This is a genomic window from Faecalibacterium sp. 9 (assembly GCF_048320955.1).
GTDB lineage: Bacteria > Bacillota > Clostridia > Oscillospirales > Ruminococcaceae > Faecalibacterium > Faecalibacterium wellingii.
Genome location: NZ_JBLWGB010000003.1, coordinates 409,972 through 423,063, shown reverse-complemented (window position 1 = coordinate 423,063; position 13,092 = coordinate 409,972). Strand labels below are relative to the sequence as shown.

Annotated in this window: 15 protein-coding genes; 2 read left to right on the top strand and 13 right to left on the bottom strand. The window is 51.6% G+C overall.

Going from position 1 to position 13,092, the window contains the following annotated elements; all coding sequences use genetic code 11:
• Nucleotides 1–15: 15 nt before the first annotated feature.
• The 4 genes from ACKXF9_RS14475 to ACKXF9_RS14460 form a co-directional block, all read right to left on the bottom strand.
• Entirely contained in the window at nt 16–954 is a 939-nt protein-coding gene (locus ACKXF9_RS14475; RefSeq protein WP_418266599.1) for a GNAT family N-acetyltransferase, read from the bottom strand.
• Nucleotides 955–990: 36 nt separating this feature from the next.
• Nucleotides 991–1,380 carry a C-GCAxxG-C-C family protein gene (locus ACKXF9_RS14470; protein ID WP_418266598.1) on the bottom strand — a complete coding sequence of 130 codons (390 nt, stop codon included), beginning with the start codon at nt 1,378–1,380 and terminating at the stop codon, nt 991–993.
• An 88-nt stretch (nt 1,381–1,468) separates the two neighbouring features.
• On the bottom strand, nt 1,469–4,315 hold the full coding sequence (locus tag ACKXF9_RS14465; RefSeq protein WP_418266597.1) for an ATP-binding protein: 2,847 nt from the start codon (nt 4,313–4,315) through the stop codon (nt 1,469–1,471).
• Between the two features lie 373 nt (nt 4,316–4,688).
• Entirely contained in the window at nt 4,689–5,411 is a 723-nt protein-coding gene (locus ACKXF9_RS14460) for a 4Fe-4S binding protein (protein WP_418266596.1), read from the bottom strand.
• Nucleotides 5,412–5,510: 99 nt separating this feature from the next.
• On the opposite strand from ACKXF9_RS14460, the gene ACKXF9_RS14455 reads away from it, so the two are divergent.
• A complete protein-coding gene (locus ACKXF9_RS14455) occupies nt 5,511–6,176 on the top strand; it encodes a Crp/Fnr family transcriptional regulator (protein WP_097772291.1) in 666 nt (221 codons plus the stop codon).
• A 144-nt stretch (nt 6,177–6,320) separates the two neighbouring features.
• Here ACKXF9_RS14455 and ACKXF9_RS14450 read toward each other — a convergent pair whose 3' ends face one another.
• From ACKXF9_RS14450 to ACKXF9_RS14430, 5 genes are all read right to left on the bottom strand, one after another.
• Nucleotides 6,321–7,136, bottom strand: a complete 816-nt coding sequence (locus ACKXF9_RS14450; RefSeq protein WP_418266595.1) for an alpha/beta fold hydrolase — start codon at nt 7,134–7,136, stop codon at nt 6,321–6,323.
• Nucleotides 7,137–7,202: 66 nt separating this feature from the next.
• Nucleotides 7,203–8,138 carry a hypothetical protein gene (locus ACKXF9_RS14445; RefSeq protein WP_418266594.1) on the bottom strand — a complete coding sequence of 312 codons (936 nt, stop codon included), beginning with the start codon at nt 8,136–8,138 and terminating at the stop codon, nt 7,203–7,205.
• Between the two features lie 137 nt (nt 8,139–8,275).
• Nucleotides 8,276–8,635, bottom strand: coding sequence for a DUF2500 domain-containing protein (locus ACKXF9_RS14440; RefSeq protein WP_418266593.1), 360 nt, complete (start codon nt 8,633–8,635; stop codon nt 8,276–8,278).
• A 1-nt stretch (nt 8,636) separates the two neighbouring features.
• Complete coding sequence (locus ACKXF9_RS14435) at nt 8,637–8,984, bottom strand: DUF6054 family protein (protein WP_339395950.1); 348 nt, start codon at nt 8,982–8,984, stop codon at nt 8,637–8,639.
• A gap of 326 nt (nt 8,985–9,310) precedes the next feature.
• Nucleotides 9,311–9,469 carry a hypothetical protein gene (locus ACKXF9_RS14430; RefSeq protein WP_418266592.1) on the bottom strand — a complete coding sequence of 53 codons (159 nt, stop codon included), beginning with the start codon at nt 9,467–9,469 and terminating at the stop codon, nt 9,311–9,313.
• A 93-nt stretch (nt 9,470–9,562) separates the two neighbouring features.
• On the opposite strand from ACKXF9_RS14430, the gene ACKXF9_RS14425 reads away from it, so the two are divergent.
• Nucleotides 9,563–10,690, top strand: a complete 1,128-nt coding sequence (locus tag ACKXF9_RS14425; RefSeq protein WP_418266591.1) for an SLC13 family permease — start codon at nt 9,563–9,565, stop codon at nt 10,688–10,690.
• A gap of 511 nt (nt 10,691–11,201) precedes the next feature.
• On the opposite strand, the gene ACKXF9_RS14420 is transcribed toward ACKXF9_RS14425, so the two are convergent.
• Genes ACKXF9_RS14420 through ACKXF9_RS14405 form a run of 4 tightly spaced genes read right to left on the bottom strand, consistent with a single transcriptional unit; the run spans nt 11,202 to nt 12,915 of the window.
• On the bottom strand, nt 11,202–11,474 hold the full coding sequence (locus tag ACKXF9_RS14420; RefSeq protein ID WP_044960098.1) for a hypothetical protein: 273 nt from the start codon (nt 11,472–11,474) through the stop codon (nt 11,202–11,204).
• Between the two features lie 59 nt (nt 11,475–11,533).
• Nucleotides 11,534–11,722: a hypothetical protein gene (locus tag ACKXF9_RS14415; RefSeq protein WP_418266590.1), complete on the bottom strand. Its 189-nt coding sequence runs from the start codon at nt 11,720–11,722 to the stop codon at nt 11,534–11,536.
• Nucleotides 11,719–12,384, bottom strand: coding sequence for a DNA/RNA nuclease SfsA (gene sfsA / locus ACKXF9_RS14410; protein ID WP_418266589.1), 666 nt, complete (start codon nt 12,382–12,384; stop codon nt 11,719–11,721). The genes ACKXF9_RS14415 and sfsA overlap by 4 nt, the downstream gene beginning before the upstream one ends.
• A 3-nt stretch (nt 12,385–12,387) precedes the next feature.
• The gene (locus tag ACKXF9_RS14405; RefSeq protein WP_418266588.1) at nt 12,388–12,915 is read right to left on the bottom strand and encodes an O-acetyl-ADP-ribose deacetylase; all 528 of its coding nucleotides are present in this window, start codon (nt 12,913–12,915) and stop codon (nt 12,388–12,390) included.
• Nucleotides 12,916–13,092: the final 177 nt, after the last annotated feature.

Sequence of the window (13,092 nt, the reverse complement as noted above, 5' to 3'; positions counted from 1 at the left end):
TTCCTGCGTCCGCATTCACAGGATATATTCCATCTGCCGTTCCTTTGTTTTCATGCCCATCTTTTCGTAGAAGTGCTCTGCCGGGGTGTTTCCCGCCCAGACGTTCAGGGTCACCTCATAGCAGCCCAGCTCTTTTGCCTGCTGCTTCACATATTCAAACAGACTTTCTCCGATGTGCTGTCCCCGTGCCTGCCGGTCAACGCAAAGGTCATCAATAAACAAGGACTTGAAGGGCACCATGTTGGTGGAAAAGGGCTGCTCTTTGAGCTGACAGAAGGCGTAGCCCATGCACACATCGTCCTCGTCCACCGCAACATAGATGGGTTTATCCTCCTGCTTCAAAAGCTCTGCCAACTGGCCGACAGTGTATTTGGTGGTGCCGGAGATAAAAATATCCGGGCGGATCTCTGCATGGATCTGCAATACCTGCCCCAGCAGCGCAAGAAGTCGGGGAATATCTTTTTCCTCTGCCTTACGGATCTTCATTTTACTTTCCTTCAAAACACTTTCAGCGCAGTCATTTTCTTTGACAGACGGGAATTTGAACAGGTTCAGCCCGGTGACCGGATCATATGCACGGTCTACCGTTCCGTCCAGAACATCGACCACCATTTCGCAGGTGGCGCTGACCACCGCCCGGTTCAGATGCCCGCCGAACACCTCACCCTTGTCATTTCCTGCGCTCATGTGCAGATGGGTGTAAAATTCACCGTTCATGGTGTTGATGGTTCCGGTCAGCGAAACGATCTCAAAGCTGCCGCTGAAGGTGTTGGCGTAGTATTTCTTTTCGGCCACATTGTATACGCCCACCGTAAAGCTGTTGGTGGCCCCCAGCGCCTGAACGGCGGCAAGGCGGATCTTTTCCTTCAGAGCAAGCTCCTTTACTTTTTCAAGGATCTCCTCGTCCTTGTCGATGCGGACAAGGATCTTACTGCCAAAGCGTTTGTATTCCATCGCAAAATATCTCCTTCAAACAAGACTTTCTTCGTCTTACTCTCCCAGCACCTCGCCCAATGCCAGCACGGCGTTGCGGACGCACTCCGGGCAGGGGCACAGCGGTGCGCCGGTCTCCATACCCTTCAGATCCTTGCAGAGGGTGGCACCGCACTTATCCTGAAAGTTTTGCAGCAGTTCTTTGGAAATGCGTGGCGTGCCCTTGCCGTCTGTAGCAACGCCCGCCACCATCACAGCGCCGATCAGTGCGCCGCAGGTGCTTTCCATGCAGCCCATGCCGGCGGCATAGCCTGCGCCCAGCTTCATCAGGGTGTCGGTATCCACCGGCAGCCTGTCCTCAAATGCCTCCAGCACCGCCTGTGCGCAGTTGCACTGTCCGGCGGCTTTCCATGCGGCAGCCTGCGCTGCCCGTTCTTCAATGTTCATTTTACGATCCTCTTTCTTCAAAGTATCCACAACTCGCTTTTACGCTCCACAATACGGTATCGTCCTGATACACAGCTTTCTGTCCGCATCAAAGGTATTTCCGGATGGTCGGCACAAGGACATTCATATTGATCGGCTTTGCAACATGGTCGTTCATCCCGGCATCCAGTGCCGCCTGCCTGTCTTCGGAAAAGGCATTTGCAGTCATGGCAATGATGGGAATATCCGCTTTTTGGGGGTCTTCCATTCTCCGGATCTTCTTTGCTGCATCGTAGCCGTTCATCACAGGCATCTGGATGTCCATAAGGATCAGCTGATACGTTCCGTTCGCAGCTTTTTCCAGCATATCCACACATTCCACGCCGTCTTTGGCGCGGTCTACCGTGCAGCCCTCTTCCTGCAGCAGTTCGGCGGCAATCTCTGCATTGAGGTCGTTGTCCTCGGTCAGCAGGATCTTCACACCGAGCAGGCTCTTTTTGTCCGAAGAAGTGGTATCCCGTTTCGCATGTGTTTCCTCCTGCGGTGCAATGCGGCTGGGAATGGTGACAGTAAATGTGGAGCCCACACCGATCTTGCTCTCCACTTCCACGGTGCCGCTCATCAGCTCGACCAGCTTTTTCACGATGCCCATTCCGATGCCGCTGCCCTCCACTTTGCTGACGGTGGAAGTGCGTTCCCGTTCAAAGGGTTCAAAGATATGCTTCTGGAACTCCTGCGACATCCCGATACCGTTATCGGCAACCGTGATCACCGTGTCGCACCAACCCTCTTTTTTGCCGGGTTTCTGCGTGACATCACAGTGGATCGTGCCGCAGGCACCTGTGTATTTGACCGCGTTGCTGACGAGGTTCGTGCAGATCTCGGTCAGATGCGGAACATCCGCATAGATATACGGATACAGCAGATGTGTTGTCACCGTAAGCGTCTGCCCCTTGCTGTCTGCCTGATTCTGGAACATCGCAATGCAGTTACGAAAATCTTTTTCGACATCCGAAACAGAATATTCGATCTCCGTCCTGTCGTTCTCAATTCGGGCAAGGTCCAGCACATTGTTCAGCAGCACCAGCAGGTTCTGTCCGCATATCTGAATGTTCTCCATGTATTTTTCCAGCTTTGCAGGGGCGTCCAGATGCCGGGAGGCAAGGTCTGCGTAACCGATAATGGCGTTCATGGGGGTACGGATATCATGAGACATATTGAACAGGAAGGTGGACTTGGCGCGGTTCGCGCTCTCTGCTTTTTCCACGGCGACCTGCAATTTTGCATTCAGTTCCTGCGTATCGTTTGCCGCTTTCCTTGCAGCAGCTTCGGCTTTACGCGCCTTCTGGAGCAGCATCAAAATCGTGAGCAGAACAACTGCAACAGCAATGCTGCTGATCAGCAGAACCTTAAAGAAGTTATCCTTTATAAAATCGCTCAGGGTAACCTTCCGCGCGGAGCTCTTATACATCGCAAGCGCGCCGGCAAGCATATTAACAGGCATTGCCTTGATCGTTTTGTTCAGGATGGACAACAGGCTGCGGTTTCCGCTATTGACCGCAAAGCAGGATTTGACAGGGTTCAACAGCGGAACGCTGTAAAACCCGTATTTCTTACTGTAATTTTCCTCACTGCTGATCCCGGTAACAAAGCAATCTGCCTGTCCGGTTTCGATCAGCCTTGCCGCATCCTCCTGTGTATCGCAGTCCACGATCTCCCACTGCGGGTAATAAAACGCAAGGTACTTTTTCAGGGAGAGTTTGTTTTGGGGAACGGCAATGCGGTTTACACTGTTTTCGTTAAAGTGCTGTTTGTTCGTGACCGCCATCAGGTTGGAGGTCCACGTTGTGTTGGTACGGGCAAAGTGATACTCTTCCACCAGATTGGGGTTCTGGTCGAAATGGAAGATCATGTCGATCTCGCCCGATTTCAGCGCATCCAGTTCTGCTTCCTTGCTGTCATAGCCGACCAGCTGGAATTCCAGTTCCTGATTGCCCAGACAATTTGCTGCAAACTGAATATAGTCCGTGATTACCCCGGTAAACTCCCCGGTGGCAGGGTCAAAGGTGCTGACGCCGCTGTCACTCGTCAGAAAGCCCATCTTGATGGTGCCGTGCTCTTTGAGCCACGCCTTTTCCTCCCCTGTAAGGATGGGCGTATAATCCATTGAGAAATACCGTTTATACAGATCCGCCGTATAAAAAGGCACAGCTTCGTCCAACGCGCGCATTGCATCGTCCAGTTCTTCCTTGATATCAGGCCGGTTTTTGTTGATTGCATAGTAGATGCCGGATTCTCCCACACGGGTTATGGTCGAGATGCCACGCTCTGCCCAGAAGGATTCTTCCAGCGAAACAAAGCAGTCGATCTCGTGATTTGCCAGCTTTTGCTTCACATCATCGTTGTTGGAGATGTTGACGTGTTCCGTTTCCAGGCCGTATTTTTCTTCCCACTCGGTCAGCATCACTTCCGGCTCCGTTCCCATCAGAACGCCGATCTTTTTGCCGTTCAGCGTTTTGAAGTCGGAGGCGGAGATGTCTGCGCGTGAGAGATCGGCGTAGAGGTAATATTTTTCCACTCCCATCGGCTCGTCTGAAAACAGCATCTCCTCGGTGCGGTCCTCCGTATAAGAGATACCGCCCATAATGTCGATCTCGCCGTTTTTGAGTTTTTCGAAGCAGTCTGACCAGTCGCAGGTCACATACTCGAACTGCCAGCCTGTGTAGCCGGACAAGGTCTCCAGCAATTCGTAGCCGTAGCCCTTTCTTGCACCCTTCTCGTTGACATAGTTGAAGGTGTCCTCAAACGAGCCGACACGAACAACCTTTGCAGGGGCGGTTTCCGCGGCAGCTTTCACAGGGAGCACGGCTGACAGTAGCAACAGCAGGCTCAGCACCACACAGGCGCTTTTCCGCGTCAAGGTCTGCATGGTTTCGCTCATTCCAGAGTTTTTCATTTTATCCAATCTTTCTCCGCCCCAGACGGCCTCATTCCGGTTTCATTTCCATTGCACAAGTTTCAAGAAGTTCATTGCAGCATTGATCGCGTCAGGTTGTCAGCAGCTTTTTTGAATATATATGCCATTATATAGCACATATTGTAACATTATAACAGAAGCGTTTCAAGATTTTTTCTCGTAAAGAGCACCTATTTTTACGGAACAGTTTTGTCCCTTACCGGCAAAAAGCTGTTCCCGCAAAAATACTGCGATGACGATAAAAAAGCGAGCAGCCTTTTTCAGGTCGCCCGCTTATGGAATCTATGGTATTTTACCGCAAGGCAGGAAATGCGTGAAGCATTAAAAGGCGGTATAGCTCTGCCCTGTGCTTTTAATCCAGAATTTTTCCGTCAATGGAGATGGTGACCACCTGCCACGGAATGAACTTTCCACTGACCTGAAGCGCCTTTTTCGCTGCCATCTCCAAGCCGCCGCAGCAGGGCACCTCCATGCGGAGGATGGTCACGCTCTGGATATCGTTATTGCGCAGGATCTCGGTGAGCTTTTCGCTGTAATCCACAGCGTCCAGCTTCGGGCAGCCGATGAGAGTCACCTTGCCGCGCATAAACTCCTGATGGAAATTGGCGTAGGCGTATGCCGTGCAGTCCGCTGCGATCAGGAGCTTTGCGCCCTCAAAGTAGGGCGCATGGACGGGTGCCAGCTTGATCTGCACCGGCCAGTTGCGCAGGCGGGAGACCGGCTGCACGGGGGCAGAAACTGCGCTTTCGGCAGTGACCTCCGGCTGTTCCAGCATCCGCATCCGGGAGCCGGGGCAGCCGCCCTCATGGAGGTGTTTCATCTTCTCCTGCAGCTCCTTCTTCTTTTTGTTCTCCTGCACTGCTGCCTCATCGTAGGCGGGGGCTTCCCGCTCCTCAAAGGTGATCGCGCCGGTGGGACAGCCTGGCAGGCAGTCACCAAAGCCATCGCAGAAATTTTCCCGCACCAGCTTTGCCTTGCCGTTGATGATGTCGATAGCTCCCTCGTGGCAGGCGGTTGCGCACAGCCCACAGCCGTTGCATTTTTCTTCGTCAATATGGATGATCTTCCGAATCATATCTATTTCCTCCAATTTGGGGTGTTTTTTGCATTTGCAGCCTTATTATAGTATACTAAAGGCAGCTTGTATGTTTGAATTCCAACAAGGAGAGCCTTTATGCAAAAATATCTGCCTGTTCTGCGGAACTGTCCCTTCTTTACCGGGCTTACCGACGATGAGATCTTGTCCATCCTGCACTGTGTCAGTGCGGCAAAAATCACCCGGCCCCGGGGTTCCTACATCTTCCGTGCCGGAGATTCCACAGAGGTCATGGGGCTCATGCTGTCCGGCTCCACCCTTGTGATTCAGGAGGACCTTTGGGGACACCGCAACATCCTGTCCAAGTGCAACACCGGGGATTTTTTCGGGGAGCCTTACGCCGCCACCCCCGGTGCCATCCTGAACATCAGCGTGGTGGCAGAGGAGGATTGCGAGATCCTGCTGCTGAACGTCAAGCGGCTGCTCACCTCCTGCCCCACCGCCTGCGACCATCACCAGAAGCTCATCCGCAATCTGGTCAGCGTTCTGGCAAACAAAATATTGCTTTTTAACGATAAGATCACCCATGTCAGCAAGCGCACCACCCGGGAAAAGCTGCTGTCCTACCTGTCCGCCGAGTCCATCCGGCAGTCATCCCTCTCCTTTGACATCCCCTTTGACCGTCAGCAGCTGGCAGATTTTCTCTGCGTGGAACGTGCCGCCATGTCGGTGGAACTTTCCAAGCTGCAAAAGGAAGGGCTGCTGGTCACAAAGCGGAATCATTTTGAGCTGTTGACCCGTTGACCATTCCATACGCCGCCCGCAGGCGGTTTCGCCGGGCAGTTCTCCTGTCAGGATGCGCGGGCATGAAAAGAGCGGACAACCGTTTTGGGGTAGTCCGCTGAAAGGATGGTTTGATTTTGTTGGTCGAATAATGGAAATTGCCTGTTATAAAATATCAGCAACAAATTCCTCTATCAAACGATTCACCTGTTCGGGTTTGTCTGTATTGGAATTGTGTCCTGCTCCTTCGATCCACGTCAAAGGAATATTCGTATTGCGATGCCATGCTTTGTTGTATCGTATACACGAACCAGCGTGATCTTGTGTGCCGCATATCAGCAACGCCGGACACTTGATCTCATACGGCAGGTCCTTCTCCATAGCCGCTGCCAGAATACGAAAACCATGTCCGGCAATCTGTGCATAGCGTTTCTGATTGCCGTCATAGGTCAGCATCATTTCACGCATGAGGTTTCTACCGTAATCAGACGTGGCAACGCCTTCCGACCCCGATTTCAGGAGCCATTTCCACGGATAGTAAGCATATACCGGTTCCATCCGTTTCAAAAGCCAAAGTTCAACTGCCGTCACATAGCTTCGTTGCAGCGGTGCAGAGTCAATGGCGACAAAGCCTGTCATTTTGTCTGGGTAAAGCTGCGCATAAGCCTGTCCCACATATCCGCCCATAGACTGCCCGATAATAACAGGCTTTGTGACTCCTTCACGGCTTAAGATATCGTTCAGCCATTTTGCCTTATCGAACAGATCAAAATCAAATCGAAACGGCCATGAGGAGCCATGTGCCGGCGCATCCCAGACGATAACATTATATCTGCTCTCGAAATACTGAATCTGCTTATCAAACAATCGATGGTCCGCAGTCAATCCCGGCAGAAAAGCAAGAGTAATTGTATCCGGGTTTGACACACTCACCCAATAGTGAATCGTTCCGCAACGGGTCTGATATGTCCGTTCCTCCATTGAGCTTTCCTCCCATAACTTCCGAGTTATTGAATTGAGTATATCACATAAGCGAACGCTCTAACCTTACAGCTCGGTTTCCACCGCAAGCTGCTCCTGCTTTTCTTTTTCGTCAGCGATTTGGACATCAACATCTTCGCGCATCTTTTTCAGAAGTGCAAGGACTCGCTTGATTTGACCCTTGGTGTTTTCTACTCTGCTCTGTGCCTGATTGATATGGTCCAGAACCGCCCAGTCTGCAAAGAGGCCATCAAAGAAGAAATCGGCAAATTTCAAAAAGCTGTCTACCGTGACCTGAAGATCTGCGGTGATCTCGACATCGGAAAGTTCGGTTTTGAACCGCCGCAGTTCCACTTGGAGCTGTTCAACCTGCTTCTGTGCATTGTCCAGTTCCTCATACTTGGCAAGATCGGCCATCAAACCGCCGCCCATTACGTCCCATGTGCTCCAGCCCTCGGCATTGTCGAGGGTTTCCAGAACTTCGTTGACCGTGTGCAGGGCGGTCTTTCCTGCGTTGATGGCCTCCAGCAGCTCCCGCTTTTGGACTTTCAGCGCGGCAATGCGGCTTTCGCTTTCCGCAACCTGCTGTGCGGCCGGGTGGGCAGAGGCTTTGATGCTTTTGATCTTTTCAGAAAGAGCAGCCTGATACCGCCTTTCGCAATCGGACAGCCTTACCAGCCTATTTTGAATCTGCTCCAAGTCGGCATCAACGGAAGAAAGGTCATGGAGAGCCGCATCGTACTTGACACGGGCTGCATAGGCTTCCTGCCGTTCTTTGTCCAGCTTTTCATCCATTTTTCCGATGACCTGATAGAAAAATGCGGCAAGGCTGTGACCTTCCAGACGGTCAACATCAGCCTGTTCCGCCAGCTTGGATTTTTCCAGCTTTTTCAGACGATCAGCAAGCGCATTTCGCTGGGCGGTCAGTTCTTTCTGTTTTGCTTCACAGCTTTTCTTTTCTGCGACCTGCTGCCAAAGCTCTTTCAACGTAGAATCACTCATATGGAATGTCCTTTCCCGGCATTACGTTTCTTCGTTCAGAAGCCGGTTCAAAAAAAATGCTGCCGATCATTTACAAATGTTTTGGCGATAACGTAGCTGTCCGTACAACACTCCTTGCTGCATAATGTAGGAAACGCTTAGTTCCGCTGGAACCCAAGATAGCGGGTACCCTGAAAATTCAGCTTTCCAATGTCGCCCTCTACAAGCATTCCGTAGTCCGAACCACTTACGGTAAGTTCCATGCGGTCGCCGCTCTCTACCTGAAAGGTCACATAATAGGTCGTGAACGTATGCATCATCGTATTGTCTGTATGGTGGCGAGAAACTTCCGTGCGCTTTGCCACCACCGTTGCCGGCACGGTCAGCCGCGGCGAATGGTTGTTTTTATTCCATGTGCTGATATTTCCGATGATGGTGTATAGGATCATGCCCAAAACCACAAGGAACAGGATGGGAAACAGGATGCTGAACAACAGATCAAATCCCGCGTAAAACATTTCACTCCTCCAAAATTTCTTCCAGCAGGTCCTTTACATCATCCAGAAAAGATTCTTCTCCGAGGGTGTTCACCTTAAAGATCACCGCTTGACTGCCTCCTGCGGTGATGGCAGACAGCCGGATCGGACTGTCCGCATTCTGGAACATGGTCAGCGTCAGACTCAGGCGGTTGCCGCCCATCATGCTGTACCGTTCAAACACACGGACACTGCACCGGGCATCGCCCTCTTTGAAATCACTGCCTGCCTCTAAATCTGCAGACCAACTGCTGTCCGGGATCTCCTTTTCCAGCTTCCGAAGCAGCTTGTCAAAGTTTTTGTTTCGGATGGTCTTTTCAAAGATTGCCATAATGGTTCCTCCGTTCTGACAATTAAAATTCAGTCCCTTATTTTTGATACGAGCAGAGACACCGGGAAATTGCAGAGAAATCGCTTGAAGAGAGGAATTTTGTCTGATCTGATTATAGCATATCTTTTGGGAAAACAAAATACTTTATGTACGCCGCCCGCAGTCAGGAAAAAAGGCAAGCCCTCCTTCATAAATTACAGTAACCGTTTATGACGCTTTGGGGAGGGGTCGGCATGTTTTTATCTCTTCTGCAATTTTTTGCCACAAAGTTTCTGGTTCTGGCGCTTCATCTGGAAAGCGGCAGCTTTCTGCTATCTTTGCGGATGTCAAAAAAGCTTTCCAGCATACTCATAAGTATCGGAAAGACTGATGATACCAGTTTTATCGGATGGTTCTGCGGAGCCATCCGTTTTTTCATATTCAGATTGCATTTTTTCTGTTTTCTCTTGACGATGCCCCGCTAATGGAGTAGGATGGTGCTGCAAAAAAAGATTGCAGAAGCTGTTGCTCTGAAATACGGAAAAAGGCCGCCCGGCATCGCAGCAGGGCTGCCTTTACAACTACAAGGATGTGTCTCTATGAAACTCAAACAATTCATTCAGCAGGAAACGGTCCTCACCGCAGCCGCTGTGCTGGCCGTTGTCTCCGCCTTCTTTGTTCCGCCGGATATGCAGTATCTCGGCTACATCGACCTGCGCACGCTGGCGATCCTGTTTTCCCTGATGACGGTCATGGCCGGGCTGCGGCGGCAGGGCTTTTTTGATGGACTGGGACGGGCATTGCTGTCCCGCACCCACAGCACCTTTCAGCTGACGCTGGTACTGGTCGGGCTGTGCTTTTTCGGAAGCATGTTCATCACCAACGATGTTTCCCTGCTGACCTTCGTTCCCTTTACGTTCGTGGTTCTGAGCCGTCTGGGAGCGGATGTCCGCCGCTCCCTTCTGATCCCGGTGGTCTGTATGCAGACCATTGCAGCAAACCTTGGCAGTATGCTGACCCCCATCGGCAACCCCCAGAACCTCTATCTTTACGGAAAAAGCGGCATGAGCATCGGGGGACTTGTGCTTCTTATGCTGCCCTACACACTGGTCTCTCTGCTCCTGCTGCTGGCTTGGGCAGCGCTGGTCTGCCGGAAAGCCTCTGCCGCCCTTTCCGTGGATGAGCTTGTTTCTTCTGCATCTCAGGGGGATCAGAAGATCATCCTGCTGTATCTGGTTCTGTTTGCCGTCTGCCTGCTGTCCGTGATCCGGGTGCTGCCCTATGGCATTGCCTTTGCCGCTGTACTCGTCTGCGCCCTTTTTGCAGACCCACACACCTTACGGACGGTGGACTATTCCCTGCTTCTGACCTTTGTGGCTTTTTTCATCTTTATTGGCAATCTGGGCCGCATTCCAGCCTTTTCCGGCTGGCTGCAGGAGTTTTTGACCGGCCGGGAAGTTCTGGTGGCAGTTCTTGCTTCGCAGGTCACCAGTAATGTTCCCGCCGCCCTGCTGCTGTCCGGGTTCACGGCAGAGACACAAGCCCTCATCATCGGCACCAATCTGGGCGGTCTTGGCACTCTGATCGCATCCATGGCCAGTCTTATTTCCTACCGGCAGATCGCACGGGAGCTGCCACAGGGGAAGAAGCAGTATTTTGGGCTGTTCACCCTATCCAACCTGATCTTCCTTGCGATCCTGCTGGGCGTGTGGTTCTTGCTCCGCTAATCGCGGTATCAGGCAGCGCTATGAACATCTTTTTTCCTGCTGCCCGGCAGACCACCACCCACTTCGCAATAAGTTTTATGAGGCAAAAAGGGAGCTCTGTCACGGACGAAGGTCCGGGCAGAACTCCCTTTGGTTTTATCGTATACAGTTATCAAGTAAAGAATAAAAATTTTGCAAAGCAACCACTACAAGGCTCAAATCGTAAGCAGTCAGCTCCAAACGCTTCAGCATTTTACTACTTCAAAAAATCTACAATCTTCGAAAAGTCCTCTTTTGTCTCCCTGAAGATGGCAGTATATCTTTTTCTAACAAATCTATCCGCGTTCGTTCTACTACCTCTGGCTGCGCTGAATCCACGGCATCTGTTCCTTTTTTGCCCCTGTCGGGATTCCTCAGCTGCTTTTGCGCCGCAAGCTTCCGGTTATAGCCTGCCGCATTGCCGATTTCGCTGCCCCAATGGGGCTTTCATTGTTCCACTTTGCTCCACAAACGCGAATTTGACACTTTGTATTTATCGAGAATACTCTTGAAACCATTTTGCAAAGCGTGATTTATTGAAAATAATGAATTTATATAGTTCTCCATTTTTCATATTAACTGTTGCAATTGGAAAGACTATCCACTTCCAAGAGATTTCTTTTATTTCCTGCATCGGCAAAACTAAATTTCTGTATTTTTTGCCAACTGTAAGCTTGTTTGTCTTGTAAGTAAGCGACTGACTATCGAGGTACAGACCTCCTCCAACTATGCCATTGTGACACAAACTGCAAACAAAAGATTTCATAGAAACATCCCTCCATCAAATTCCGATTTGCCGCCTTCAGTATACCACGTTTCCCCACCTTACAGAAAAGCACCTGCACGAAAAAGAGCCGCCCACAGATCCTCCGGCAAGCACTTCAAGGTTTCGTTCCGCAGCTCCTGCGGCATCCCGTAAAAGGCTTCGGCAATTCCGCCGGTGATGCAGGCAAGGGTGTCAGTGAGACCGCATTCAACAAACACAAACAGAGTGTCATTTCCTTCCTTTTTCACGCTTCCCGCTGCTCCACGATTTCCAGACTGTCCCGCCCGACATGGCAAAGCAGGAACAGCACGCTCACGCCTGCGACTTTCGCTTCAGCCAGCGCTGTGCCAAACTCCGGCTGCGTGCCAACATTCGGCCTCACCTCGGTGACACCTTCCATCTGGATCACAAAGGCTACCGCACACCGATACCCTGCCCGCTGTGCCTGCGCTAACTCGTGCAAGTGCTTCACGCCCCGTTCGGTGGGCGCATCCGGGAAATAACCGATACCGCCCACTTCCAATGTGCAGCCTTTGACTTCCAGCAGGTATTTCTGTTCGCCCTTTTCCATGTAAAAATCAATGCGGGATTTTCCGTATGCAAACTCCGGCCTGACAAGGTCAAACTCCTGCTTTGAGAGCCATTCTCCTACCACCTTGTTGGGTGCCTGACTGTCCATGTTGACCCAGCCAAGTTCCTGCTTGCGTACCGCCACAAGGTCGTATTTTGTCTTGCGTTTCGGGTTGTCTGACACTTCCAGACGCACCGCCGCACCGGGCAGCAGCAGTTCCCTGCACCGTCCGGTGTTTTTGACATGGACGGTTTCCACCGTGCCGTTCACATCTACATGGGCAATAAAACGGTTGGGGCGGTCAAGAAAAATGCCGTCCACGATTTCTCTGTATTTCAATGTTTACCCCATTTTCATTTTTGTCTGATACGCCTGCGCCGTCCGGGCATCAAAGCAGCAGAAGATGACCCTCATATCGTAGTCGGCGTGGTTTTGCAGCCAATCGGTCACTGTATCCACCGCAATTTGGGTGGCGGCATCCAGCGGATAGCCATACACGCCCGTAGAAATTGCCGGGAAGGCGATGCTGTGGATATCGCAGGACTTTGCCAGCTCCAGCGAATTGCGGTAGCAGTCTGCCAACTGCACAGCGTCCTCCGGGGTGCCGGAGTAGATGGGACCCACCGTATGGATGATGTACTTTGCCTTCAGCCGGTAGCCCTTGGTGATCTTCGCTTCACCGGTGTGGCAGCCGTGCAGGGTGCGGCACTCGGCAAGCAGTTCCGGCCCTGCTGCCCGGTGAATGGCCCCATCCACGCCACCGCCGCCCAGCAGACTGCGGTTGGCTGCATTCACGATGCAGTCACAGTCCAGCCTGGTAATGTCTCCCTGCACGATTTCCAGTTGATTTCTTATCTGTTCGGAACGCATGGTATTCCTCCTCAAAGCGTACTTGCATAAACTATACTCGGAAGTCGGTTTCTTGCGAGTATATTACTTCATCCTCTGCACAAGGTCAAGCAGAATATTTTTAACGCTGCATCAATCCTCTGGTTGCACGCAAAAAAACAGACTCCTGCAAGCGTTTAACCACTGGCAGGAGCCCGT

Coding starts and splice junctions, on each gene's coding strand:
- ACKXF9_RS14445 (WP_418266594.1), bottom strand. CDS start 8,138: ATGAGTGATTCTACGTTGAAAGAGCTTTGGCAGCAGGTCGCAGAAAAG.
- ACKXF9_RS14420 (WP_044960098.1), bottom strand. CDS start 11,474: ATGAAATCTTTTGTTTGCAGTTTGTGTCACAATGGCATAGTTGGAGGA.
- ACKXF9_RS14475 (WP_418266599.1), bottom strand. CDS start 954: ATGGAATACAAACGCTTTGGCAGTAAGATCCTTGTCCGCATCGACAAG.
- ACKXF9_RS14435 (WP_339395950.1), bottom strand. CDS start 8,984: ATGGCAATCTTTGAAAAGACCATCCGAAACAAAAACTTTGACAAGCTG.
- ACKXF9_RS14465 (WP_418266597.1), bottom strand. CDS start 4,315: ATGAAAAACTCTGGAATGAGCGAAACCATGCAGACCTTGACGCGGAAA.
- ACKXF9_RS14405 (WP_418266588.1), bottom strand. CDS start 12,915: ATGCGTTCCGAACAGATAAGAAATCAACTGGAAATCGTGCAGGGAGAC.
- ACKXF9_RS14440 (WP_418266593.1), bottom strand. CDS start 8,635: ATGTTTTACGCGGGATTTGATCTGTTGTTCAGCATCCTGTTTCCCATC.
- ACKXF9_RS14470 (WP_418266598.1), bottom strand. CDS start 1,380: ATGAACATTGAAGAACGGGCAGCGCAGGCTGCCGCATGGAAAGCCGCC.
- ACKXF9_RS14455 (WP_097772291.1), top strand. CDS start 5,511: ATGCAAAAATATCTGCCTGTTCTGCGGAACTGTCCCTTCTTTACCGGG.
- ACKXF9_RS14425 (WP_418266591.1), top strand. CDS start 9,563: ATGAAACTCAAACAATTCATTCAGCAGGAAACGGTCCTCACCGCAGCC.
- ACKXF9_RS14460 (WP_418266596.1), bottom strand. CDS start 5,411: ATGATTCGGAAGATCATCCATATTGACGAAGAAAAATGCAACGGCTGT.
- ACKXF9_RS14450 (WP_418266595.1), bottom strand. CDS start 7,136: ATGGAGGAACGGACATATCAGACCCGTTGCGGAACGATTCACTATTGG.